Here is a 22,971-nt window from a genome sequence, read left to right as displayed (position 1 = left end):
CTGCGTTTAACACGCGGCGGAAGCGAACTTCCGAAAGAAATTAGTACAGACGAGTGCGGCGTGCGTTTTCGCGAGCCAGTTTCTTGGCGTGACGCTTAACTGCTGACGCTTTAGCGCGCTTACGCTCGGTCGTTGGTTTTTCATAAAACTCACGACGACGAACTTCAGCCAGAACGCCTGCTTTCTCGCAGGAACGCTTGAAGCGACGCAGTGCTACGTCGAATGGCTCGTTTTCACGTACTTTAATTACCGGCATGTAACTCTCACCTCGATAAAATTCGGTTTTTGCTGCTGACTGCGGCGTCAGCACATCTCAAAATGGTGCAGCATTTTACTCCAGCCGGGGCCAGCTTGTAAAGCACCATGGACAATTTAGAACCAACAGGAGCGTTTGCCTGTGCGGCTGCCGGTTTTTTCAGGCCGTGGAGTATAGCGCACTCTTTGTGCGGCAGAAAAACACTTTTTCCCGTCAAAGTAGTCCGGCGGCAGATTTGCCTGTGCTACACTGCGCGCCGCAAGAAGAGGGTAATAAAGCTATGCGAGTTCTGGGTATTGAAACGTCCTGCGATGAAACCGGCATCGCGATTTATGACGATGTGTCCGGTCTGCTGGCGAATCAGCTGTATAGCCAGGTGAAGCTACATGCTGACTACGGCGGCGTTGTGCCGGAACTGGCATCGCGCGACCATGTACGTAAAACGGTGCCGCTGATACAGGCCGCGCTGAAAGAGGCAAACCTGCAGGCCAGCGATATCGATGCGGTCGCCTATACCGCCGGTCCGGGTCTGGTGGGTGCACTGCTGGTCGGCGCCACGATTGGCCGCGCGCTGGCGTTCGCCTGGAATGTGCCGGCAGTCCCGGTACATCATATGGAAGGCCATCTGCTGGCTCCGATGCTGGAGGAGAATCCGCCGGCGTTCCCGTTTGTCGCGCTGCTGGTCTCCGGCGGACATACGCAGCTTATCAGCGTCACCGGTATCGGCGAATATACGCTGCTGGGCGAGTCAATCGACGATGCGGCGGGTGAGGCGTTTGATAAAACGGCCAAGCTGCTGGGTCTGGACTATCCGGGCGGCCCCATGCTGTCGCGCATGGCGCAGCAGGGTGTTGCGAACCGCTTCCGCTTCCCGCGTCCGATGACCGATCGCCCGGGCCTCGATTTCAGCTTTTCAGGGCTGAAAACCTTTGCGGCAAATACTATTCGCGAGCATGACGGCGACGAACAGGCGCGGGCAGATATCGCCCGCGCATTTGAAGATGCGGTCGTGGATACGCTGATGATCAAATGCAAACGCGCGCTGGAGCAAACCGGCTTTACGCGGCTGGTGATCGCCGGTGGCGTCAGCGCCAACCGCACGCTGCGCGCGCGAATGGCAGAGATGATGAGCGCACGCGGCGGCGAGGTGTTTTATGCCAGGCCTGAGTTCTGCACCGATAACGGCGCTATGATCGCCTATGCCGGCATGGTGCGTCTGAAGGGCGGCACACGGGGTGAGTTCGGCGTCAGCGTCCGTCCGCGCTGGCCGCTGGCGGAACTGCCCGCTATCTGAAAACAAAAAACCGGCGCGCAGCCGGTTTTTTTTATTCTTTCTTTTTTTTCCGTTTCCAGACGCGATTTTCCTGTCCGCGCCAGAGCCGCTGAATATTGTCATGATGCCGCAGCAGGATCAGGCAGGAGAGCATGGAAACCGGAAACGTAAACTGCGGCTTGAACCACCAGACGTAGAACGGGGCGATCAGCGCGCTGACAATGGCACCCAGCGAGGAGTAGCCGCTCAGCAGCACGGTCAGCAGCCACGTCCCGGTCATCAGGCCGGTAAGATCCCAGCCAATCGGCGCAATCGCGCCAAACGCCGTCGCCACGCCTTTGCCACCGCGAAAGCGGAAAAAGACCGGATAGATATGACCCAGGCAGGCAGCTATCGCGGTCAGGCCAAGATACATAGGCGTCACGTGCAGCATCCAGGCGATCCAGACCGGAACCATTCCTTTGGCCACATCAAATATCAGTACCGCTGCTGCTGACGCTTTGCCGCCGATGCGCAGGACGTTTGTGGCGCCAGGGTTACCGGAGCCTGAGATACGCGGATCGGGCAAGCCTGCGAGTTTACAGACCAGTATCGCACTGGAAATCGAGCCGCAAAGATACGCGAAAATAATCATACCAAGCGCGATAGCACTCATAGCGTCGTACCGTTCCTTTTGGGTCGTTTTGTTGCCGGTAAGCGTGGATAATACGCATAATCCGCCGGAAGTGGTATCCGGCCTGGCCAAAAACAGAGAGTGACATCATGGATATCGTATTTATAGAACAACTCACCGTGTTCACCACCATTGGCGTATACGACTGGGAACAGGGCATGCAGCAGAAGCTGGTGCTCGATGTCGAAATGGCCTGGGACAACCGGCGTGCCGCGGCCAGCGACGATGTCAGCGACTGTCTGAGTTATGCCGATGTCACCGACGCCATCCTCTCGCATCTGCAGGGAAACCGGTTTGCGCTGGTCGAGCGCGTCGCAGAAGAAATCTGCGATCTGTTGATGAATCGTTTCAAAACGCCCGGCGTGCGTATCCGGGTAGGTAAGCCGGGTGCAGTAGCCCAGGCGGCGAGCGTTGGCGTGCGTATTGAGCGCGGGACAATTCCTAAATAAACCCCCTGTGATTGCCATCACAATGAAACCAAATCAAATTATGGTGTGTCTTAGCTGAGGCCGTTGCGTTAAGCGAAACGAAGTGGCAGAAAACCCTAAGGTTTTCTTCAGATCAACGCCGGCATAATTTCAGGCGGTAGCAGTTTGCGACCGCCTTTTTACTGTTTAAAACGGATAGGGGAAAATTTTGATGGCAGATATGCATCAGCTATGGGTCGCTGCGATCCTCGGGGTCGTTGAGGGGCTGACCGAGTTTCTGCCGGTCTCATCCACGGGCCATATGATTATTGTCGGGCACCTGCTGGGATTTGAGGGCGATAAAGCAGAGACGTTTGAAGTGGTGATCCAGCTCGGATCAATTCTGGCAGTGGTCGTAATGTTCTGGCGACGTCTGTTTGGCCTGATCGGTATCCATTTTGGTCAGGAGCGTCATGAAGGCACCGGTACCGGTAAGCTGACGCTGATCCACATTCTGCTCGGGATGATCCCGGCGGTGGTAATCGGTTTACTGCTGCACGATCAGATTAAAACGCTGTTTAATCCGATCAACGTCATGTATGCCCTGGTGGTGGGCGGTGTGCTGCTGCTGGCGGCAGAGTTCCTGAAGCCAAAACAGCCAAAAGCGGTGGGCGTGGATGATATCACCTATCGTCAGGCGTTTATGATTGGCTGCTTCCAGTGTCTGGCGCTGTGGCCGGGCTTTTCCCGCTCGGGTGCGACGATTTCGGGCGGTATGCTGATGGGCGTCAGCCGCTACGCAGCGTCGGAATTCTCTTTCATTCTCGCCGTGCCGATGATGATGGGCGCGACCGTGCTGGACCTCTACAAAAGCATGGGCTTCCTGACGATGCAGGATTTCCCGATGTTCGCAGTGGGCTTTATTACCGCGTTCATCGTGGCGCTGCTGGCAATCAAAGTCTTCCTTGAGCTGATCAAGCGTATCTCGTTTGTATCGTTCGCCATCTATCGTTTTATCGTTGCAGCAGCGGTTTACGCCGTGTTTATGTAACAGCGGTTGCGCGGCGGGTTATGCCGGCCGCGCACCAATCAGCGTCTCTTCAATAGCCGCAATCCGGCGCCTGCCCAGCTCTTCCCGCACCTCTGCGCCTTTAAAGCCTGCTGCAATCACCTGCTGCACCGGTACCGCCTGCGCGAGCGCAAACGCCTGACGCAGATAGTTACCCTGCGGATAGGGCATACTCTCGAGCGTGGCGCGTCCGCGCGCGTCCGCCTCACTGGTCAGCGCCATCTTTTCCACCCGCTCCGGCTTACGCCAGGCGTCGATGCGATCAAACAGCGCCACCAGCGCCGCCGCTGACTGCCGCTCAATGGTGTGCACGATGTCATGGAACTCTGTCACGATTAGCGCCAGATCGCGTACGTGATTAGGGACGCGCAGCCGCTGGCACAGGGCGGCGACAAGCGGGACACCCGCCGGGCCATGACCGTGATGCGACGGCCACTTCTCCGGAGGAGTCAGCGCCTTGCCCACATCGTGAAACAGCGTAGCGAAGCGCACGTCGAGCTCATCAGAGAGCGCGGCCGCCAGCGTCAGCGTCATCAGCGTATGCACACCGGTATCGATCTCAGGGTGCCACTTCGGCGGGGCAGGAATGCCGTACAGATTATCGATCTCCGGAAAGAGCACCTGCAGTGCGCCACAGTCGCGCAGTGCCTGGAAATAGACCTGCGGATTGCGCGTCAGCAGTGCATTTTCCGTCTCTTTCCAGACGCGCTCTGCCGTCAGATGCGCCAGCTCGCCGCTGGCAGCCATCTCTGCCATTAGCGCCTGCGTTTCAGCGGCAATGCGAAAGCCAAGGTGGGCATAGCGGGCGGCAAACCGCGCCACGCGCAGCACGCGCAGCGGATCTTCGCTGAACGCTGCCGAAACGTGACGCAGCGTGCGACTGGCAAGATCGCGCTGGCCGTGGCAGGGATCGATCAGGCTGCCATCTTCCGCCTGCGCGATGGCGTTAATGGTCAGATCGCGCCGCTGCAGATCCTGCTCCAGCGTGACGTCGGGCGCGAAGTGCGTGATAAAGCCGGTGTAGCCGCTGCCCTGTTTGCGCTCGGTGCGCGCCAGCGCATACTCTTCACGGCTGTGCGGATGTAAAAAGACCGGAAAATCGCGGCCTACCTGCTGATAGTTCTGCGCCAGCATCTCATCAGGCGTGGCGCCAACCACCACCCAGTCACGATCTTTTACCGGCAGCTGCAGTAAGGCATCACGCACCGCACCACCGACCAGAAAGGTTTTCACTCAACAACTCCAGAGGTATTCAGATAACTGCGCGTCAGGCGCCTGTTTCGTAATTGTTGCATACTTTGGCGGAAAAGCGGGCATGCGAAAGGGGGCATCTGGCGATCCCCCCCGGACAAACGGCTGGCGTGCGGCAGATTAATTCATCCAGCGATCTTTCTTTTTACGGCGCGGCACCATATGTGGCAGCAGCAGGCCCAGCAGCAGGCCAACGCCCAGTACGCCGCCCCCGTACATAAACCACTGCATAATGATGGTGCGCTGTTTGTCATCCAGCTGTACGTTGGCTGCGCTCACTTTTTTCTGCGCCACGATCAGCTCATTTTTGAGCTTCTGGTTTTCCTGTTTCAGACCATCAATCGTGCCGTCGCTGTTAGCGACTTTGTTCTGCATTTCTGACGTGCGCTGATTCCAGCTGTTGTCGATATTAGCCAGCTTGTCAGTCAGATCTTTAACCTGCTGCTCCAGCTGTGGCACGCGGGTGCGCAGGCTTGGGGTCGCGCTGAGCTGCGACAGCGGGATCCAGTTGGTTTTGCCTTCTGCATCGCGGATTTGCGCATACTGCGCATCGCTGTTGGTCTGCAGTACGGTAACTTCTTCCCCGGCGTTCAGCTTACCGACCAGGCGATACTGATCGCCCGGACCGCTGCGTACCCAGGTTGATAACTCATCGGAGATATAACGCTTTTCATCAGCAGCGTGAGCGGGGGTGATGGCGCTGAAAGCCAGCAAAGAAAGGGCGGCAAGTGTAATTTTTTTCATTCGATGTCGTATTTTCTTGATGGGCGTAAATTTACCGGCACAGTCTGGAGTTGCCTCGCATAAATCTGAATGAGAACTATCCTGGTCTCAATCCGGCGCGAAAAGGGGCGTAAAAGCACAAGAAAGCCGAGACAGCGTGCTTGTGGTGCATTACTCTCGCCAGATTAACCGTATAAGTGCCAGCAGCGTAGTAAATAAAAAATTATGACCACTGAAATCGAATTAAAGTTCATTGCCACCCCGCAGGCTGCCGCCACCCTGGCAGAGACACTGGCCGCCTGGCCGCATCAGCATGAAGCCGCCCGCGAGCTGACGAATATCTATTATGAAACGGACGACAACCAGCTGCGCCGCTGGGATATGGGGCTGCGCATCCGGGGTGTGGACAAGCGTTATGAGATGACGCTTAAGGCGGCGGGTCAGACGCTGGGCGGTCTGCATCAGCGCCCGGAGTACAACGTGGATATAACGGCGCCGCAGCTTGATATCGCCCGGCTGCCGGCAGAGATCTGGCCGCAGGGTACTGATATTGCCACCCTGCAGCAGCGGCTGCAGCCACTATTCAGCACGCATTTCCGGCGCGAAACCTGGACGGTAGAGGCAGGTAACAGCACGATTGAAATTGCCTTCGATCAGGGCAGCGTGGCGGCCGGCGAGCTTAGCGAACCGCTGTGTGAAGTTGAGCTGGAGCTTAAACAGGGCACGCCTGCCGATCTGCTCAGGCTCGCGCAGACGCTGGCAGCGGGCGGTGGACTCCGTCCCGGCAGCCTGAGCAAAGCCGCGCGTGGCTATCAGCTGGCGCAGGGCGACGCGCTGCGTCCGGTTCGGGCGCTGCCGCTGCTGAAAGTGACGCCAAAAGCGACAGTAGAGCAGGGGATGATCGCCGCGCTCAGCGCCGCGCTGGATCACTGGCAGTATCATGAAGAGGTCTGGCTGCGCGGTAATCCGGCTGCGCGACACGCTGTGCTGGAGGCGCTGGAAACGCTGCGTCAGGCGTTTTCGCTGTTTGGTGCGCTGGTGCCGCGTAAGGCTAACAGCGAGCTGCGCCAGAAGCTGACCCGTCTTGAGGAGCTGCTGCAGGATGATGCTATCAGTGCGGAAACCCTCTGTTTCTCTGCCACCTCAGTCGAGGCGCAGATGGCGCTGACGTGCTGGCTGGCAGAAGCGCAGTGGCAGCCGTGGATCGACAGCAAAAACCAGATCAAGCTGCAGGGCTCTTATAAACGCTTTTGCGACATCATGCTAAGCCGCGTGGCTGCGGATCTGCGGGAAACCTTTACGGATGTAAAACTGGTCAGCGAGTTTCAGGATAAGGCCACGCGTCTGCAGCGGCAGCTGCTGGCTGTCTGTCTGCTGGCGGCGGCGTATCCGGCTGAAGAGGTATGCCAGTGGATGGCGGGATGGCAGGAGCTGCAGCTCGCCATCCGGGAAAAACAGCAGCACGGCCTGATTCAGCTCGCTACGATGGCCATGCGCCAGCCGCCATTCTGGCTGAGCAGCGGCGTCAGGCGTTAACGACACTATGTAAAATTCAGGGAGAGAGGATGCAGTTACCGTTACCTTCGCTGATGCAGGCGCAGCTGGCCGGCATCGCAGAACGCCTGCAGCTGTCGCTGCCGGCGCTGACGTCTGAACAGGCTGGCGCGCTGGCCTTCAGTGACTTTATCGCAGATAACCTGCAGCAGCAGCCAGCATGGTGGCAGCAACTGCAGCAGCAGCCTCCTCAGCCTGATGAATGGCAGCACTATGCTCTGTGGCTGCAGCAGGCGCTGCAGCATGCGGATAGCGAGGCCGCGCTGATGCGTGAGCTGCGCCTGTTCCGCCGGCATATGCTGGTGCGTATCGCCTGGATGCAGGCGCTGCAGCACGCCACGACCGAACAGAGCCTGACGCAGCTTAGCGTACTGGCAGAAAGCCTGATCGCTGCCGCCCGCGATCGCGTGTGGCAGGATTGCTGTCGCGATTTTGGCACGCCCTGCAACGAGGCGGGCGAGCCGCAGCCGCTGCTGATCCTCGGCATGGGCAAGCTGGGTGGCGGAGAACTCAACTTCTCCTCTGATATCGATCTGATCTTTGCCTGGCCGGAGAGCGGCGTCACGCGCGGCGGGCGACGCGAGCTGGACAACGCACAGTTTTTTACCCGCATGGGGCAGCGCCTGATAAAAGTGCTGGATCAGCCTGGCGTCGATGGTTTTGTTTACCGCGTGGATATGCGACTGCGTCCGTTCGGCGATAGCGGCCCGCTGGTGATGAGCTTTGCGGCGCTGGAAGATTACTATCAGGAGCAGGGGCGTGACTGGGAGCGCTACGCCATGGTCAAAGCGCGTCTGATGGGCGACGATCGCGGCGAGTGGAGCCAGGCGCTGCAGCAGATGCTGCGGCCGTTTGTCTATCGCCGCTATATCGATTTCAGCGTGATTCAGTCGCTGCGTAACATGAAAGGGATGATCGCGCGTGAAGTGCGCCGTCGTGGCCTGAAAGATAATATCAAGCTGGGTGCCGGCGGTATCCGCGAAATCGAATTTATTGTGCAGGTGTTTCAGCTGATTCGTGGTGGACGTGAGCGCTCACTTCAGTCGCGCTCACTGCTGCCAGTGCTGCAGGCCATCGGTGAGCTGGAGTTGCTGCGTCCGCAGCAGGTCAGTCAGCTGCATGACGCCTACCTTTTTTTACGCCGGCTGGAGAATCTGCTGCAGAGCATCAATGATGAGCAGACGCAGACGCTGCCGCAGGATGCGCTCAACCGGGAGCGTCTGGCGTGGGCGATGAACTGCGCCGACTGGGAAGCGCTGACGGCACAGCTAACGGCGCACATGGCCGCCGTACGCGCGGTGTTTGATGAGCTGATTGGCGACGATGCCCCGGACGTTGATGACCAGCCGGAACTGGCGGAATTTGCGGCACTCTGGCAGGACACGCTGGAGGAGCATGAACTGACGCCGGTGGTGCCGCAGCTGAATGAAACGCAGCGGCAGCGTTTTTTTTACGTGCTTAATGACTTCCGGCAGGATGCCAGCCGGCGCACAATCGGGCCGCGTGGCCGGCTGGCGCTCGACCAGCTGATGCCGCGCCTGCTGGGGGAGATCGCTTTGCGTGAGGATGCCGACAGCGTACTGGAGCGCCTGACGCCGCTGCTGCTGGGGGTGCTGACGCGCAGCACCTATCTTGAGCTGCTGACTGAGTATCACGGCGCGCTGCGTCACCTGATCCGTCTCTGTGCCGCCTCACCAATGATTGCCAGCCAGCTGGCGCGCTATCCGCTGCTGCTGGATGAGCTGCTCGACCCCGCCACGCTGTATCAGCCCACTGCCACTGACGCCTACCGTGACGAACTGCGGCAATATCTGCTGCGTATTCCGGCAGAGGATGAAGAGCAGCAGCTGGAGGCGGTGCGCCAGTTCAAACAGGCGCAGCTCTTGCGTATTGCCGCAGCAGATATCGCCGGAACGCTGCCGGTAATGAAAGTAAGCGATCACTTAACCTGGCTGGCAGAGGCGATGATCGAGTCGGTGGTGCAGCAGGCCTGGCAGATGATGGTACAGCGCTATGGGCGGCCATCACATTTGACGCGTGACGATGAGCGCGGCTTTGCCGTGGTCGGCTATGGCAAGCTGGGGGGCTGGGAGCTTGGCTACAGCTCCGATCTCGATCTGGTGTTTCTGCATGATTGTCCGGAGAGTGCAGAGACCGACGGTGAACGCGTCATCGACGGAAGGCAGTTTTATCTGCGTCTGGCGCAGCGCATCATGCATATCTTCAGCACCCGCACCGCCTCCGGTATTTTGTATGAGGTGGATGCCCGCCTGCGTCCTTCTGGCTCAGCAGGCATGCTGGTCAGCACCTTCGACGCCTTTGAAGAGTATCAGCGTAATGATGCCTGGACCTGGGAGCATCAGGCGCTGGTGCGCGCGCGTATTGTCTTTGGTGAGCCGGCGCTGATGGCGCGTTTTACGCAGATCCGCCACGCTATTCTCAGCCTGCCCCGTGCAACAGCACCGCTGCGGGCTGAGGTACGTGAAATGCGCGAAAAGATGCGTGCGCACCTGAGCAACAAACATAAAGGGCGCTGGGAGATAAAAACAGATGCAGGCGGTATTACCGATATTGAATTCATTGCCCAGTATCTGGTCTTAGCGTCAGCGGCGGATCGGCTGGCCCTGACGCGCTGGTCAGATAACGTGCGCATTTTTGCTCTGATGGCGGAGCACGATATTATGCCTGCCCAGGAAGCGCAGGCGCTGACGCATGCTTACGTCACGCTGCGTGATGCGCTGCATCATCTGGCCCTGCAGGCGCTGCCGGGTCACGTGGCACCGGATCGTTTTGCCCGCGAGCGCGGCATTGTCAACGCCAGCTGGCAGCGCTGGCTGGGCACGGTTGAGTCAGACAGTTGAGGCGTGCGGCGGCATCTTACCCTGCGGCGGGTATATGGTATTATCCGCGCAATATTTTGAGCGTAGTCTGGAGTCTCTGAAATGAAAGTAACACTGCCCGCGTTTGGCAAGGCCACCGTACTGGTTGTTGGCGATGTGATGTTAGACCGCTACTGGTATGGCCCGACCAGCCGCATTTCACCCGAGGCGCCGGTGCCGGTCGTCAAAGTGGATACCATTGAGGAGCGTCCGGGCGGCGCGGCCAACGTGGCAATGAACATTGCCGCGCTGGGTGCCGCATCGCGTCTGATTGGGCTGACCGGTGAGGATGATGCCGCGCAGGTACTGAGCCGCACGCTGGAGCAGGTTAACGTCAGCTGTGACTTTGTGGCGCTAAAAACGCATCCCACCATCACCAAGCTGCGCGTGCTGTCGCGCAACCAGCAGCTGATCCGGCTGGACTTTGAAGAGGGCTTTGATCAGGTCGATCCGCAGCCCATCCACGATCGTATGCGTCAGTCGCTGTCACAGGCTGGCGCGCTGGTGCTGTCAGACTACGCTAAAGGTGCCCTGAGCAGCGTCCAGACCATGATCGGGCTGGCCCGCGAAGCGGGCGTACCGGTACTGATCGACCCGAAGGGCACCGACTTTGAGCGCTATCGCGGTGCAACCCTGCTGACGCCAAACCTGTCTGAATTTGAAGCCGTTGCCGGCAAATGTAAAACCGAAGCGGACATCGTCAGCCGGGGAATGCAGCTGATCGCTGACTATGCTCTCTCAGCGCTGCTGGTAACCCGTTCTGAAAACGGCATGACACTGCTGCAGCCGGGTAAAGCGCCCCTGCATATGCCGACGCAGGCGCAGGAAGTCTATGACGTGACCGGTGCCGGCGATACGGTTATTGGCGTCCTGGCCGCGGTCCTCGCGGCAGGTGACACGCTGGAAAACGCCTGTTTCCTTGCCAACGCGGCGGCAGGCGTCGTGGTGGGCAAGCTGGGAACCTCCACCGTCAGTACGGTGGAGCTGGAGAACGCTATTCATGCACGTCCCGAAAGCGGCTTTGGCGTGATGACGGAGAGCGAGCTGAAAACCGCCGTGGCTCAGGCGCGTCAGCGCGGCGAGAAAGTGGTGATGACCAACGGCGTGTTCGACATCCTGCATGCAGGACACGTCTCTTATCTCGCCAATGCCCGCAAGCTGGGCGATAGGCTGATTGTGGCGGTGAACAGCGACGCGTCAACCCGACGTCTTAAAGGCGAAACCCGGCCGGTTAATCCGCAGGAGAACCGGATGATCGTGCTGAGCGCACTCGAAGCGGTGGACTGGGTCGTACTGTTTGAAGAAGATACGCCGCAGCGTCTGATTGCCGATGTGCTGCCGGATTTGCTGGTGAAAGGCGGAGATTACAAGCCGGAAGAGATCGCAGGCAGCAAAGAAGTGTGGGCCAACGGCGGTGACGTACGCGTGCTTAACTTTGAAGATGGCATCTCCACCACCAACATTATTAAAGCGATCCGCAGTCACTGAGCAGACAGCCGGGGGCAGCAGCCACCCGGCTGATAATATTTACTGTGGCGTATCGATTTTACCGGCCGGATCGGGGGTCACCACTGCTGGCGCCGGTGCCGCCGGGCTTTCACTCTCCAGTTTAGCCAGACGCTGCTCCAGGGCTGCCAGCTTTTCGCGGGTGCGCAGCAGGACCTGAGTCTGCACATCAAACTCTTCACGGTTAACCAGATCCATACGGGTCAGCTGCGCCTGCAGAACCTGCCGGATTTTCTTCTCCACGTCGTCGCCAAAGTCGCGGATGCCTTTCGGCATCGCTTCATGGACCTGGCGCGCCAGTTGTTCAATTTTTTTTGTGTCGATCATGGTTATTTCCTGATTGCGGTGGCTGTGAGCAGCACGTTTTCCGACGGTACAAGAAGTAAGTGTAATGCCAGAACCAAAAAGGTTAAACCCGAAATCCGCAACGCATGATGTGCAAAAGCAATTGCACTTTTGTCGATTGCCCGTCCCGGTGAATAACGCTATAGTGATTTTGCTTATTCTCAGGGCGGGGCGAAATTCCCCACCGGCGGTAAATCAGCTTCTGCTGAAAGCCCGCGAGCGCTTTTGCGACCGTGCAAAAGGACAGCAGATCCGGTGTGATTCCGGGGCCGACGGTTAAAGTCCGGATGGGAGAGGGTAACGACATCAGCCGGGTTTATGCCCGCGTCACGTTTTTGCCATGTGTATTTTTCACGCACTCCTAAGCTCGCCCTGGTTCTGGTAACTCATAATATTTTAAGGTTAATTACCATGAATCAGACGCTTCTTTCTGAATTTGGCACGCCGGAACAGCGTGTAGAACGTGCACTTGACGCACTGCGTAACGGTCGCGGTGTGATGGTTCTTGACGATGAAGATCGCGAGAACGAAGGCGACATGATTTTTGCCGCCGAGACCATGACCACAGAGCAGATGGCGCTGACTATCCGCCACGGCAGCGGTATTGTCTGCCTCTGCATCAATGAGGCCCGCCGCCAGCAGCTCGATCTGCCGATGATGGTAGAGAACAACACCAGCTCTTACGGCACCGGATTTACCGTTACGATTGAAGCCGCAGCGGGGGTGACCACCGGCGTCTCTGCAGCTGACCGCATCACCACTATCCGCGCCGCGATTGCTGATAACGCTAAACCGGCTGACCTGCACCGTCCGGGACACGTTTTCCCGCTGCGCGCGCGCGAAGGTGGCGTACTGACGCGCGGCGGTCATACCGAGGCCACGCTCGATTTGGTCACGCTTGCGGGCTTCAGGCCGGCTGGCGTCCTGTGCGAGCTGACTAACGACGATGGCAGCATGGCGCGCGCCCCTGAAGCGATCGCGTTTGCGCAGCAGCATGATATGCCCGTGGTGACCATTGAAGATCTGGTGGCTTACCGCCGCCAGCGTGAGACCCGTCAGGCCAGCTAAAGCTGGCATACAAAAGCAGACCAGCCGGAGGGCGGGAAATCAGCCCGCGCCGGCGGTCTGCAGCAGCGTCAGACTCAGCCCCATCACCGTCATCCCACACAGCACGCCATAGCTCGGGTTATTGTGCGGATCGATTTCGCGCGCCAGCGGCATCAGTTCATCCACCGAAAGTGCGACCATAATCCCTGCGACGGCGGCCATAATGGCAGCAATCACTACCGGCGACAGCGCCGGACCGAGCAGCAGAAAGGCAATGACGCCGCCCAGAATTTCCGCCATACCAGAAATACAGGCCCAGAACAGCGCTTTGGCTTTGGAACCGGTCGCCGCGTACATCGGCCCGGCAACCGCCAGTCCTTCAGGAATATTGTGGATGGCCACGGCTAAAGCGATGCCCAGCCCCAGCTCCATATCGCTGCTGGCAGTAACAAAGGTGGCGACCCCTTCAGGAAAATTGTGCAGGCTGATGCCCAGCGTCAGCAGCACAGCAGTTCGCTTCAGGTTAACGGGACGACCCTGAGTGGCCATCAGATCCTGCGGATGCTGATGCGGCAGCAGGCGATCCATCGCGAAATAGCCGATCAGGCCGAGCATAAACATACCGTATCCCAGCATCGGTGACATTCCCGCAGTATGCAGCGCCGCTGGCAGCATCTCCATCAGCGAAATCAGTAGCATAATGCCGGCGGCGAAGCCGAGCGCAAAGGCGAGCAGACGGTTTGACGGCTTTTGACCAAGAATGCCAAACAGGGCGCCAATAAAGGTGGCACCACCGGCCAGAATAGTGAGCAGTAAAGGCACCGACATAGTAAGCTCCATGATGATAATGATTACCAGTTACATTATAATTAACCTTATAAAATATCGAGTTATTAAGCGTAAAGTTATGTCGTTCACGCTTATTCAAATTTGCTGACAGACATTATCACGCTTCTCCGCGTTTAAGTGGCCTGGCAAGCGCGTATTGTGACGCTTATGAAAGCAACAGCGATGAGGTGTGAAAATGTGTGATGGCCGTATGCCTGCTCTGTTTCTGGGTCATGGCAGCCCGATGAACGTGCTGGAAGAGAACCGTTATACCCGGGTATGGCAGCAGCTGGGCAGAGATCTGCCGCGCCCGCGCGCTATTCTCGCGATTTCCGCGCACTGGTACACGCGCGGAACGCGGGTAACCGCCATGGAACAGCCACGCACTATTCACGATTTCGGCGGATTTCCGCAGGCGCTGTTTGACGTGCGCTACCCGGCACCCGGATCGCCTGCGCTGGCGCAGCGCGTAACGGAGCTGCTGCCGGCGGCAGAAAAAGATGAGAGCTGGGGGTTCGATCACGGCTCGTGGGGCCTGCTGGCCAAAATCTATCCTGAGGCGGATATTCCGCTGGTGCAGCTCAGCGTGGACAGTACCCGGCCCGCCGCATGGCATTTTGAGGCCGGACGTAAGCTGGCTGCGCTGCGCGATGAGGGGATCCTGCTGGTTGCGAGCGGCAACGTGGTACATAACCTGCGCAAGCTGCAGTGGCAGGGGAGTGCGCCGGCGTATCCATGGGCCGAAGCGTTTAACCAGTATGTGCGCGATAATCTGCCCAGCGACGCGCCGGCAGCCGATCATCCGCTGGTTAACTATCAGCAGCATCCGGGCGCGGCGCTTTCGCATCCGACGGCTGAACACTATCTGCCGCTGCTCTATATTCTGGGCGCACGCGCAGCGGGTGAGGCGGTCAGCGTGCCGGTTGAGGGCATGGAGATGGGCGCAATCAGTATGCTGTCAGCGCAGGTGGGATAACGGCCCGCGGCGTCGCAGGCCGGAAGGGGGCGCACCGGAATGCGCCACCAGGTTAGCCGATAAAAGTATGCGGATAGAAGCGCGACAGATCCTGGGTGATTAGCGCCCGATCTTCGCGTAAGCCAATCCCCGCCGGCTGATCGTCTATCAGCCAGCTGCCAATCAGCGTATAGCTGTCGCCAAATCGGGGCAGCGCGCAGAACTGCTGGATAATCATACCCTCTTCGCCATAGGGACCGTCAGCGCGCGCAATTTCGTTGCCGTTTTCAATAATACGGATGTTGGCGCCCTCACGGGAGAAGAGCGGCTTCACCACATATTTATCCATCTGCGGCGCCTGGCTGTCATCTGCAAACCAGGCGGGCAGCAGATTGGGATGGTCCGGGAACATCTCCCACAGCAGCGGCAGCAGGGCTTTATTGGAGAGGATGCTTTTCCAGGCGGGTTCCAGCCAGCGTACGCCGGCATCGGCCAGCTTGGTCGAGAACACCTCGCGCAGCATGAACTCCCAGGGGTAGAGCTTGAACAGGTTGCTGATGACGCGATCGTGCTGGTCGGTAAACTGGCCTTTTTCCCCTAGTCCAATCTCGTCGATATAGAGAAACTCGCCGGGAAGTCCCGCTTCTGTGGCGCAATCCTGCAGATACTGTACCGTCGCGCGGTCCTCTTCCGTATCACGGCAGCAGGCAAAGTGCAGCCAGTTAAAGCCGTGCTGCTGCTGCAGAACCGCAAACCGCTCAATCAGCTTCTCCTGCAGGCTGTTGAACTGATCGCTGCCCGCCGGCAGGTTGCCCGCTTTGAGCTGATCTTCGAGCCAGATCCACTGAAAAAAAGCGGCCTCATAGAGTGATGTCGGCGTGTCGGCGTTGTTTTCCAGCAGCTTGATCTCACCGCTGCCATCCCACACCAGATCCAGACGGGAATAGAGCGAAGGCTGACGCTGAGCCCAGGATTCGCGGACAAACTCCCAGGTGTGTTTCGGAATGCAGAAGCGGGTCAGCAGCGCATCGCTGTTAACCACTTTTTCCACCGCCTGCAGGCACATCTGATGCAGCTCTGCCGTAACGCTTTCCAGCGTCTCTACCTGTGCCAGCGTGAACTGATAATAGGCCTCTTCACACCAGTAAGGCTCACCATACATCGTGTGAAACTGAAAGCCATATTCAGTGGCTTTTGCGCGCCAGTCCGGGCGTTCGCTGATAGCAATACGTTGCATACGGCGCTTAGCCTCCCAGCGAGCGACTGCTGGTGCCGCTGGCGCTGCTGCGCTGCATACTGTTTTGCTTCGCGACCGTCTCACCAAAGCCACCGCGGGTAATGGTCGAGGTCGTGGCCGGTTTAGGTGCCATGGCGGTTTTAGGCACGTTCATGGTACGGCCAGAGGTCGCTGAGCCATAGTTTTTACCGGCGGCGTCTACGAACTGTCCGTTAGCCGGGCTGGCAGGCGTTTTAGGGGAAAACAGCGGCTGCTGAGCAAAACCGGCGCCGCCGCCCATCATACGTCCCATCATGTAGCCAGCCATCAGCGGCATCCAGAAGCCGCCGCTGTGCTGTGCTTCGGCATTGTTTGCGGTGGTGCCCGCACCCGCCTGAGCCGGTGCCTGCTGGCACTGATTTTCGCCAAATTCCGCCACGCAATCTTCGCGTGAGGCATATTTAGGCGCGGTGCGCTCCGCCTCTTTCAGCGCATTGTTATAAGCGGCTTTACACTGACCGCTCTGATCCGGATTGGCTTTCGCACAGTCGTCAGCATTCTGATAGAGCGAAACTGTTTCGTCGCTCTGTTCGCAGCCTGCCAGCATAAATACTGCAGTGACCGCCAGCGCGACGGGCGTAAGATGACGTGCCTGCCAGCCTTTACGAAAAGCGGCATGACGGATATTTTTTGTCCGTTTCATAGTGATTATCCTGTACCCAGAGTTGCAGTCAGGATAGGTGATGCGAGGGGGGATTTAAAGCGTGAAGCCTGACAGGGCGCGGATCTTTACGTAGCTATACGTTCAAATGCGAAAGGGGCCGCAGGGGCCCCTTTTGCTGTCAGCGGCTGAATGGATTGCCGCTGTTGCGCGCTGCCGGCTGAACAGACGCCGCCGGAGCGGAAGCTGCCGCCTGCGGTGCGCTGTCGGCCTGTGCAGTCTGCTGGCTATTTTCCGGCGCGACAACTTCAGGTGAGGTCGTCACCTCTTTGCCCAGCGCGCTGTTCAGCTGCTGCAGGTCCTGCTCATTGAGAGTCCCCAGCGCATATTTGATATTCAGCTGGTTAATCAGATAGCTGTAGCGCGCGTTGGAGAGCTGCTGTTTAGCGTTAAACAGCGTAGTGGTCGCGTCCAGTACATCAACAATCGTACGGGTACCCACCTGATAGCCTGCTTCAGAGGCGTCGAGTGAGCTTTGCGCAGAGATCACTGCCTGTTTGTACGCATCAATGCTGCTGATTGACGCATTCACGTTGTTAAACGAGGAGCGTACGGTCTGCACCGCGCTGCGATGCGCGCCTTCCAGCTGTTCGCTGGCGGCGACAAAGTTGTACTGCGCCTGTTTCACCTGCGAGGTCACTGAACCACCGCTGTAGAGCGGTAATGAGAAGCTCAGGCCGACCTGATTTGAACCCGAGATCGAGTCGTTATTGGTGATGCTCTGATTCGCCCGGCTGCCGCTATATTTATTGTTAGACAGACCGGTCGACGCCGTCAGATCCAGCGTAGGCATATGGCCCGATTCAGCATAGCGGATCTGCTCACGTGCCAGATCCTGGCTGAGGCGCGCAGAGAGCAGGTTAAGGTTGCGACTCTCAGCCTGCTTCAGCAGGCTGGCGACCGCATCAGGCCGTGCTGTTTTAAAGCGGTCGATGCTCAGCGAGGCCAGGGAGAGGTAGTCCATCCCGGTGATCTGACGCAGCGATTCAACCGCATTATCCAGCGTGTTTCGGGCCGTCACTTCATTCGCCAGCACGCTGTCATACTGGGCGCGGGCGTTCTGTACATCGGTAATCGCCACCAGGCCGACATTAAAGCGCTGCGTGGTTTGATCCAGCTCGCGATAAATGGACTGTTTCTGCGCTTCGGTATAGGAGAGCGTATCAATCGCATTCAGCACGTTGAAATAGGCGGTAGCGGTATTGAGGATCAGATCCTGCTGCGCAACCTGGTAGGTGACATCCTGAATGCCGGCAGTTTTTTCCTGCAGCGTCAGGCTGCGCCACTTTGACATATCAAAAATCGTCTGCGTTAATTGCAGCGAGGCACTTTTGGTGGTGGTATTCAGGCCGCTGCTATCACGATAGCCGTTGTTATAGGTGTAATCTGCACCCAGGCCCAGCTGCGGCAGCAACGGGCTGCGCGCTTCGTTGATCTTTTCAAACGCAGCGTCGCGATCGGCGGCAGAGGCACGCAGATCGGGATTGCTCAGGCGCGCCTGCTGATAAACCTGCAGCAGGTTTTCTGCCTGGCTGGCAAGGCTGAATCCGCCCAGGCTCAGTCCAATAAAAAATGGGAGCAGTTTTTTCATTTGCATTCCTTTTGTTGCAGCCTGTGACGCGAAAAGTGCTGCTGCTAAGCCAAAAAAATAATCGCCGATTTTACAGAGGCGCTGTCAGAGATAGGTTGGCTGAACGTGCCTTCTTTCCCTAATTTACGTAAATAATTCAGAAAGAACCACTCGGATGGAGCACAAGGGTTGGCTTTTCGATGCTCTATCCCAATCTGCATAAGGAACCAGACGATGGCGGGCGAAAAAAAATCCCCTGTGACTTTCACAAAAAACGATGTAGAAATTATTGCACGCGATACCCGTTATGACGGTTTTTTTTCCATCGTCAGCTATCGCTTTCGCCACCGCCTTTTTAATGGCGGAATGAGTGGTGAAGTGGTGCGTGAAGTTTTCGAGCGCGGACACGCCGCCGTGCTGCTACCCTATGATCCCCTGCGCGACGAAGTCGTCTTAATCGAACAGATCCGCATTCCGGCTCTTGATTCCAGCGCCACACCCTGGCTGCTGGAGATGGTGGCAGGTATCATTGAGCCCGGAGAAACGCCGGAAGAGGTCGTACGACGCGAAGCACAGGAAGAAGCGGGCCTGAATGTCGGGCGCGTGAAACCGGTTATCAGTTATTTAGCCAGCCCTGGCGGCACCTCTGAACGGTTGTCGGTGCTGGTGGGTGAAGTGGATGCCAGCCTGGCAGAAGGGAACCATGGGCTGGAGGAAGAGAATGAGGATATTCTCGTACATGTGGTGAGCCGCGAACAGGCTTATCGCTGGGTGGAAGAGGGGATTATTGATAACGCAGCTTCTGTCATTGCGCTGCAATGGCTGGCGTTGCACCATGAAACACTACGACGTGAGTGGAAGGTAAAATGAAACAGCGCTATACCCCTGATTTTCCCGAAATGATGCGCCTGTGCGAAACGAACTTCGCGCAGCTGCGTCGCCTGCTGCCGCGCAGTGATGAAGCAGGCGCCTCGGTGCTCTATCAGGTCAACGGCGCCCGTTATCAGCTGACGATTGAAGAATCAACGCGTTATACCACGCTGGTTGAAATCCGGCAGGTGGCGCCGGCGGTAAGCTACTGGAGTCTGCCCGCGATGTCAGTGCGGCTCTATCACGATGCGATGGTCGCTGAAGTGTGTTCCACACAGCAGATCTATCGCTTTAAAGCACGCTATGATTATCCTAATAAAAAATTGCATCAGCGTGATGAAAAACATCAGATTAACCAGTTTCTGGCTGACTGGCTGCGCTACTGCCTGGCGCACGGTGCTCTGGCCGTGCCTGTTTGCTAAACGCGTCTGACGCATTGATGGCGTGGAGATTAAGGAAACGCTTTGGATAGCCTGCTCACTTTTCCTGCGGCACCAGGATCCGCAATCCGGATCCTGCAGATCACTGATACCCATCTCTTCGCGGGGAAGCACCAATCTTTGCTGGGGGTTAACACCTGGGCGAGCTTCGATGCGGTGCTGGATGCTATCGCGGCACAGCAGCACGAATATGATCTGATTATCGCGACCGGCGATCTGGCGCAGGATCATACCGTGGAAGCGTACCAGCATTTTGTTGCCGGTATTGCCCGCCTGCAAAAGCCATGCGTCTGGCTGCCCGGTAATCACGATTTCCAGCCAGCCATGGTGAATACCCTCGCCGAAGCAGGCATAGCGGCAGATAAACATGTTCTGCTGGGGGAGCAGTGGCAGCTACTGCTGCTCGATAGCCAGGTATCCGGCGTGCCACACGGCATGCTGAGCGACTATCAGCTGGAGTGGCTGGCAGCGTCACTTGCGCGGTTTCCTGGGCGGCACTCGCTCATCCTGCTGCACCATCATCCGGTGCCTTCCGGCTGTACCTGGCTCGATCAGCATAGCCTGCGTAACCCGCACCAGCTGGAAGCGGTGTTACAGGCTTTTCCGCAGGCGCAGCATCTGGTGTGTGGCCACATTCATCAGGAGCTCGATCTTCACTGGCAGGGGCGCCGGGTTCTGGCCTCGCCTTCTACCTGCGTCCAGTTCAAACCGCACTGCACCAGTTTCACCATTGACACGCTGGCCCCCGGCTGGCGCTGGCTGACATTAGCGGCGGATGGCTCACTGGAGACGGAAGTGAATCGCCTGCAAAGCGATATGTTCCGGCCGGACCTTGACTCAGATGGGTACTGATTAATGGCCACGCTGCTCTATCTGCACGGATTTAATAGCTCGCCGCAGTCAGCCAAAGCGACGCAGCTGCAGGCGTGGTGCGCCGCAGCGCAGCCGCACATTAATGTTCTGGTGCCTCAGCTGCCCGCTTTTCCGGAGGAGGCCGCCAGCCTGCTGGAAGAGTTAGTGATGCAGCATACCGGCGAACCGCTGGGGCTGGTTGGCTCATCGCTGGGCGGCTATTTCGCGACCTGGCTGTCGCAATGTTTTATGCTGCCAGCGGTGGTGGTGAATCCGGCGGTACGCCCGTTTGAGCTGCTGACGGATTATCTGGGCGAGAACCGTAATCCCTACACCGGCCAGCAATATGTGTTAGAGTCACGCCATATTTACGATCTGAAAGTGATGCAGATTGACCCGCTTGATGCGCCCGATCTGCTCTGGCTATTGCAGCAGACCGGCGATGAGATCCTCGACTATCGCCAGGCACTGAATTACTACAGCGCATGCCGGCAGACGGTTGAAGCGGGTGGCAATCACGCCTTTATCGGATTTGAACGCCATTTTACGCAGATAGTAGATTTTCTGGGTTTATCCCTCTCCTAAGCTGCGTCATGGGCTCCTTTTTCTCTTGTTCATCAGACAAATACAATGAGCCAATCAAACTATAATGCTGACGCGATTGAGGTCCTGACCGGCCTTGAGCCTGTGCGTCGCCGTCCGGGTATGTATACCGATACCACCCGGCCAAACCATCTGGGTCAGGAAGTTATCGATAACAGCGTCGATGAAGCGCTGGCGGGCCATGCCAGCCGGGTCGAGGTGATCCTGCACGCCGATCAGTCACTGGAAGTGATCGACGACGGGCGCGGTATGCCGGTGGATATCCATCCGGAAGAGGGCGTACCGGCCGTTGAACTGATCCTGTGCCGGCTGCACGCAGGCGGTAAATTCTCCGGTAAAAACTATCAGTTTTCCGGTGGCCTGCACGGCGTGGGCATCTCGGTTGTCAACGCGCTCTCCACGCGGGTGGAAGTGACCGTACGGCGTAATGGTGAAGTGTATCGTATCGCTTTTGAGCATGGCGAAAAGGTTGAAGACCTGAAAGTGATAGGTACGGTCGCCAAACGTAACACGGGCACCAGCGTGCATTTCTGGCCTGACGTCAGCTTCTTCGACAGCCCGCGCTTCTCCGTATCGCGCCTGAAACACCTGCTCAAAGCGAAAGCGGTACTCTGTCCCGGCGTTGAGATTGTCTTTAAAGATAAGGTGAACAACAGCGAGCAGACCTGGCTCTATCAGGATGGTCTGACCGATTATCTGAGTGAGGCGGTCAACGGGCTGCCCACGCTGCCGGAAACGCCGTTTACGGGCAGCTTTGCCGGTGACGTGGAAGCGGTAGACTGGGCGCTGCTGTGGTTACCGGAAGGGGGCGAGCTGCTGACGGAAAGCTACGTTAACCTGATCCCGACCATGCAGGGCGGAACGCACGTAAACGGTCTGCGCCAGGGACTGCTGGATGCCATGCGCGAATTCTGCGAATACCGCAATATTTTACCGCGCGGCGTTAAGCTGTCAGCGGAAGATATCTGGGATCGCTGCGCCTATGTGTTATCGGTAAAAATGCAGGATCCGCAGTTTGCCGGTCAGACCAAAGAGCGTCTCTCCTCGCGACAGTGCGCGGCCTTTGTGTCGGCGGTGGTGAAAGATGCGTTCAGCCTGTGGCTGAATCAGAACGTGCAGGCGGCAGAAATGCTGGCTGAGCTGGCGATCTCCAGCGCGCAGCGCCGTATGCGCGCGGCGAAAAAGGTGGTGCGTAAAAAACTCACCAGCGGGCCGGCGCTGCCGGGCAAGCTGGCAGACTGCACCGCCCAGGATCTGAATAAAACCGAGCTGTTCCTGGTTGAGGGTGACTCAGCGGGCGGCTCGGCCAAGCAGGCACGCGATCGCGAATACCAGGCGATTATGCCGCTGAAGGGAAAGATCCTGAACACCTGGGAAGTCTCTTCTGATGAGGTACTGGCGTCGCAAGAGGTGCATGACATTTCCGTAGCGATTGGTATCGACCCGGATAGCGAAGATCTGAGCCAGCTGCGCTACGGCAAAATCTGTATTCTGGCGGATGCGGACTCCGATGGCCTGCACATCGCCACGCTGCTGTGCGCGCTGTTTGTGAAGCACTTCCGTTCACTGGTGCAGCAGGGACACGTCTATGTTGCGATGCCGCCGCTCTATCGTATCGACCTCGGTAAAGAGGTCTATTATGCGCTGGATGAAGATGAAAAAGAGGGCGTGCTGGAGCAGCTGAAGCGGAAAAAAGGCAAGCCGAACGTACAGCGTTTTAAAGGACTGGGTGAAATGAACCCGCTGCAGCTGCGCGAAACCACGCTCGATCCAAATACCCGGCGTCTGGTACAGCTGACCATTGCCGATGAGGATATTGAGCAGACTCTGCGCGTAATGGATATGCTGCTGGCGAAGAAACGCTCCGAAGATCGCCGCAACTGGCTACAGGAGAAAGGCGATCTCGCCGATCTCGACGTTTAATGACGGCGAC

At 58.0% G+C, this 22,971-nt stretch carries 22 protein-coding genes and 1 riboswitch; of the genes, 13 read left to right on the top strand and 9 right to left on the bottom strand.

Annotated features, from left to right (window positions below; translation table 11 throughout):
• Positions 1 to 40: 40 nt before the first annotated feature.
• Positions 41 to 256, bottom strand: a complete 216-nt coding sequence (gene rpsU, locus DBY66_RS09020) for a 30S ribosomal protein S21 (protein WP_001144069.1) — start codon at positions 254 to 256, stop codon at positions 41 to 43.
• 280 nt (positions 257 to 536) lie between these two features.
• Here rpsU and tsaD point away from each other — a divergent pair, with 280 nt between their 5' ends.
• Positions 537 to 1,550 (top strand): tRNA (adenosine(37)-N6)-threonylcarbamoyltransferase complex transferase subunit TsaD, encoded by a 1,014-nt coding sequence (gene tsaD, locus DBY66_RS09015; protein WP_108569968.1) that lies wholly within the window; start codon positions 537 to 539, stop codon positions 1,548 to 1,550.
• A 31-nt stretch (positions 1,551 to 1,581) separates the two neighbouring features.
• Here tsaD and plsY read toward each other — a convergent pair whose 3' ends face one another.
• Positions 1,582 to 2,184: a glycerol-3-phosphate 1-O-acyltransferase PlsY gene (gene plsY / locus DBY66_RS09010; protein WP_039380238.1), complete on the bottom strand. Its 603-nt coding sequence runs from the start codon at positions 2,182 to 2,184 to the stop codon at positions 1,582 to 1,584.
• A gap of 107 nt (positions 2,185 to 2,291) precedes the next feature.
• On the opposite strand from plsY, the gene folB reads away from it, so the two are divergent.
• Both folB and bacA read left to right on the top strand, forming a co-directional pair.
• Entirely contained in the window at positions 2,292 to 2,651 is a 360-nt protein-coding gene (gene folB / locus DBY66_RS09005; RefSeq protein WP_039380236.1) for a bifunctional dihydroneopterin aldolase/7,8-dihydroneopterin epimerase, read from the top strand.
• A 190-nt stretch (positions 2,652 to 2,841) separates the two neighbouring features.
• Positions 2,842 to 3,660, top strand: coding sequence for an undecaprenyl-diphosphate phosphatase (gene bacA, locus DBY66_RS09000; protein WP_039380233.1), 819 nt, complete (start codon positions 2,842 to 2,844; stop codon positions 3,658 to 3,660).
• 18 nt (positions 3,661 to 3,678) lie between these two features.
• Here the strand turns inward: bacA and DBY66_RS08995 are convergent, their stop codons facing one another.
• Both DBY66_RS08995 and DBY66_RS08990 read right to left on the bottom strand, forming a co-directional pair.
• The gene (locus DBY66_RS08995; protein ID WP_039380231.1) at positions 3,679 to 4,911 is read right to left on the bottom strand and encodes a multifunctional CCA addition/repair protein; all 1,233 of its coding nucleotides are present in this window, start codon (positions 4,909 to 4,911) and stop codon (positions 3,679 to 3,681) included.
• Positions 4,912 to 5,049: 138 nt separating this feature from the next.
• Complete coding sequence (locus tag DBY66_RS08990) at positions 5,050 to 5,673, bottom strand: TIGR04211 family SH3 domain-containing protein (RefSeq protein ID WP_094110976.1); 624 nt, start codon at positions 5,671 to 5,673, stop codon at positions 5,050 to 5,052.
• Positions 5,674 to 5,877: 204 nt separating this feature from the next.
• Here DBY66_RS08990 and DBY66_RS08985 point away from each other — a divergent pair, with 204 nt between their 5' ends.
• From DBY66_RS08985 to hldE, 3 genes are all read left to right on the top strand, one after another.
• Positions 5,878 to 7,188 (top strand): inorganic triphosphatase, encoded by a 1,311-nt coding sequence (locus DBY66_RS08985; RefSeq protein WP_039380227.1) that lies wholly within the window; start codon positions 5,878 to 5,880, stop codon positions 7,186 to 7,188.
• 29 nt (positions 7,189 to 7,217) lie between these two features.
• The gene (gene glnE / locus DBY66_RS08980) at positions 7,218 to 10,067 is read left to right on the top strand and encodes a bifunctional [glutamate--ammonia ligase]-adenylyl-L-tyrosine phosphorylase/[glutamate--ammonia-ligase] adenylyltransferase (protein ID WP_108569915.1); all 2,850 of its coding nucleotides are present in this window, start codon (positions 7,218 to 7,220) and stop codon (positions 10,065 to 10,067) included.
• Positions 10,068 to 10,148: 81 nt separating this feature from the next.
• On the top strand, positions 10,149 to 11,573 hold the full coding sequence (gene hldE / locus DBY66_RS08975) for a bifunctional D-glycero-beta-D-manno-heptose-7-phosphate kinase/D-glycero-beta-D-manno-heptose 1-phosphate adenylyltransferase HldE (protein WP_108569914.1): 1,425 nt from the start codon (positions 10,149 to 10,151) through the stop codon (positions 11,571 to 11,573).
• 39 nt (positions 11,574 to 11,612) lie between these two features.
• Here the strand turns inward: hldE and DBY66_RS08970 are convergent, their stop codons facing one another.
• The gene (locus tag DBY66_RS08970; RefSeq protein ID WP_034828368.1) at positions 11,613 to 11,918 is read right to left on the bottom strand and encodes an accessory factor UbiK family protein; all 306 of its coding nucleotides are present in this window, start codon (positions 11,916 to 11,918) and stop codon (positions 11,613 to 11,615) included.
• Between the two features lie 171 nt (positions 11,919 to 12,089).
• A riboswitch (FMN riboswitch) is annotated at positions 12,090 to 12,239 on the top strand.
• Between the two features lie 108 nt (positions 12,240 to 12,347).
• On the opposite strand from DBY66_RS08970, the gene ribB reads away from it, so the two are divergent.
• The gene (gene ribB, locus DBY66_RS08965; RefSeq protein ID WP_039380221.1) at positions 12,348 to 13,004 is read left to right on the top strand and encodes a 3,4-dihydroxy-2-butanone-4-phosphate synthase; all 657 of its coding nucleotides are present in this window, start codon (positions 12,348 to 12,350) and stop codon (positions 13,002 to 13,004) included.
• A gap of 39 nt (positions 13,005 to 13,043) precedes the next feature.
• Here the strand turns inward: ribB and zupT are convergent, their stop codons facing one another.
• Positions 13,044 to 13,811 (bottom strand): zinc transporter ZupT, encoded by a 768-nt coding sequence (gene zupT / locus DBY66_RS08960; RefSeq protein ID WP_039380219.1) that lies wholly within the window; start codon positions 13,809 to 13,811, stop codon positions 13,044 to 13,046.
• A 196-nt stretch (positions 13,812 to 14,007) separates the two neighbouring features.
• Between zupT and ygiD the strand changes: the two genes are divergently transcribed.
• Entirely contained in the window at positions 14,008 to 14,787 is a 780-nt protein-coding gene (gene ygiD / locus DBY66_RS08955; protein WP_169713297.1) for a 4,5-DOPA dioxygenase extradiol, read from the top strand.
• Positions 14,788 to 14,839: 52 nt separating this feature from the next.
• Here the strand turns inward: ygiD and DBY66_RS08950 are convergent, their stop codons facing one another.
• From DBY66_RS08950 to tolC, 3 genes are all read right to left on the bottom strand, one after another.
• Positions 14,840 to 16,003 (bottom strand): glutathionylspermidine synthase family protein, encoded by a 1,164-nt coding sequence (locus DBY66_RS08950; protein WP_104085425.1) that lies wholly within the window; start codon positions 16,001 to 16,003, stop codon positions 14,840 to 14,842.
• Positions 16,004 to 16,010: 7 nt separating this feature from the next.
• The gene (locus DBY66_RS08945) at positions 16,011 to 16,685 is read right to left on the bottom strand and encodes a DUF1190 family protein (protein WP_039380215.1); all 675 of its coding nucleotides are present in this window, start codon (positions 16,683 to 16,685) and stop codon (positions 16,011 to 16,013) included.
• A 139-nt stretch (positions 16,686 to 16,824) separates the two neighbouring features.
• Entirely contained in the window at positions 16,825 to 18,294 is a 1,470-nt protein-coding gene (gene tolC / locus DBY66_RS08940) for an outer membrane channel protein TolC (protein WP_104085426.1), read from the bottom strand.
• 213 nt (positions 18,295 to 18,507) lie between these two features.
• On the opposite strand from tolC, the gene nudF reads away from it, so the two are divergent.
• The 5 genes from nudF to parE are packed head-to-tail and all read left to right on the top strand — an operon-like array spanning position 18,508 to position 22,961.
• Positions 18,508 to 19,143: an ADP-ribose diphosphatase gene (gene nudF, locus DBY66_RS08935; protein WP_039380210.1), complete on the top strand. Its 636-nt coding sequence runs from the start codon at positions 18,508 to 18,510 to the stop codon at positions 19,141 to 19,143.
• Positions 19,140 to 19,565, top strand: coding sequence for a DUF1249 family protein (locus DBY66_RS08930; protein ID WP_039380208.1), 426 nt, complete (start codon positions 19,140 to 19,142; stop codon positions 19,563 to 19,565). The genes nudF and DBY66_RS08930 overlap by 4 nt, the downstream gene beginning before the upstream one ends.
• Positions 19,566 to 19,607: 42 nt before the next feature.
• A complete protein-coding gene (gene cpdA / locus DBY66_RS08925) occupies positions 19,608 to 20,435 on the top strand; it encodes a 3',5'-cyclic-AMP phosphodiesterase (RefSeq protein WP_039380205.1) in 828 nt (275 codons plus the stop codon).
• Between the two features lie 3 nt (positions 20,436 to 20,438).
• Complete coding sequence (yqiA, locus tag DBY66_RS08920) at positions 20,439 to 21,020, top strand: esterase YqiA (protein ID WP_039380202.1); 582 nt, start codon at positions 20,439 to 20,441, stop codon at positions 21,018 to 21,020.
• A gap of 45 nt (positions 21,021 to 21,065) precedes the next feature.
• On the top strand, positions 21,066 to 22,961 hold the full coding sequence (gene parE, locus DBY66_RS08915) for a DNA topoisomerase IV subunit B (protein WP_039380200.1): 1,896 nt from the start codon (positions 21,066 to 21,068) through the stop codon (positions 22,959 to 22,961).
• The last annotated feature ends 10 nt before the right edge of the window (positions 22,962 to 22,971 follow it).

It is taken from the genome of Pantoea sp. RIT413, assembly GCF_003057675.2.
GTDB classification, from domain to species: domain Bacteria; phylum Pseudomonadota; class Gammaproteobacteria; order Enterobacterales; family Enterobacteriaceae; genus Pantoea; species Pantoea eucrina.
Note: the sequence above shows the minus strand (reverse complement) of the source record. Positions and strands in the feature narration are given on the sequence as shown.

Bases quoted from the DNA above. Each gene is read 5' to 3' on its own strand.
- rpsU (WP_001144069.1), bottom strand. From the start codon at position 256: ATGCCGGTAATTAAAGTACGTGAAAACGAGCCATTCGACGTAGCACTG.
- tsaD (WP_108569968.1), top strand. From the start codon at position 537: ATGCGAGTTCTGGGTATTGAAACGTCCTGCGATGAAACCGGCATCGCG.
- plsY (WP_039380238.1), bottom strand. From the start codon at position 2,184: ATGAGTGCTATCGCGCTTGGTATGATTATTTTCGCGTATCTTTGCGGC.
- folB (WP_039380236.1), top strand. From the start codon at position 2,292: ATGGATATCGTATTTATAGAACAACTCACCGTGTTCACCACCATTGGC.
- bacA (WP_039380233.1), top strand. From the start codon at position 2,842: ATGGCAGATATGCATCAGCTATGGGTCGCTGCGATCCTCGGGGTCGTT.
- DBY66_RS08990 (WP_094110976.1), bottom strand. From the start codon at position 5,673: ATGAAAAAAATTACACTTGCCGCCCTTTCTTTGCTGGCTTTCAGCGCC.
- DBY66_RS08985 (WP_039380227.1), top strand. From the start codon at position 5,878: ATGACCACTGAAATCGAATTAAAGTTCATTGCCACCCCGCAGGCTGCC.
- glnE (WP_108569915.1), top strand. From the start codon at position 7,218: ATGCAGTTACCGTTACCTTCGCTGATGCAGGCGCAGCTGGCCGGCATC.
- hldE (WP_108569914.1), top strand. From the start codon at position 10,149: ATGAAAGTAACACTGCCCGCGTTTGGCAAGGCCACCGTACTGGTTGTT.
- DBY66_RS08970 (WP_034828368.1), bottom strand. From the start codon at position 11,918: ATGATCGACACAAAAAAAATTGAACAACTGGCGCGCCAGGTCCATGAA.
- ribB (WP_039380221.1), top strand. From the start codon at position 12,348: ATGAATCAGACGCTTCTTTCTGAATTTGGCACGCCGGAACAGCGTGTA.
- zupT (WP_039380219.1), bottom strand. From the start codon at position 13,811: ATGTCGGTGCCTTTACTGCTCACTATTCTGGCCGGTGGTGCCACCTTT.
- ygiD (WP_169713297.1), top strand. From the start codon at position 14,008: ATGTGTGATGGCCGTATGCCTGCTCTGTTTCTGGGTCATGGCAGCCCG.
- DBY66_RS08950 (WP_104085425.1), bottom strand. From the start codon at position 16,003: ATGCAACGTATTGCTATCAGCGAACGCCCGGACTGGCGCGCAAAAGCC.
- DBY66_RS08945 (WP_039380215.1), bottom strand. From the start codon at position 16,685: ATGAAACGGACAAAAAATATCCGTCATGCCGCTTTTCGTAAAGGCTGG.
- tolC (WP_104085426.1), bottom strand. From the start codon at position 18,294: ATGAAAAAACTGCTCCCATTTTTTATTGGACTGAGCCTGGGCGGATTC.
- nudF (WP_039380210.1), top strand. From the start codon at position 18,508: ATGGCGGGCGAAAAAAAATCCCCTGTGACTTTCACAAAAAACGATGTA.
- DBY66_RS08930 (WP_039380208.1), top strand. From the start codon at position 19,140: ATGAAACAGCGCTATACCCCTGATTTTCCCGAAATGATGCGCCTGTGC.
- yqiA (WP_039380202.1), top strand. From the start codon at position 20,439: ATGGCCACGCTGCTCTATCTGCACGGATTTAATAGCTCGCCGCAGTCA.
- parE (WP_039380200.1), top strand. From the start codon at position 21,066: ATGAGCCAATCAAACTATAATGCTGACGCGATTGAGGTCCTGACCGGC.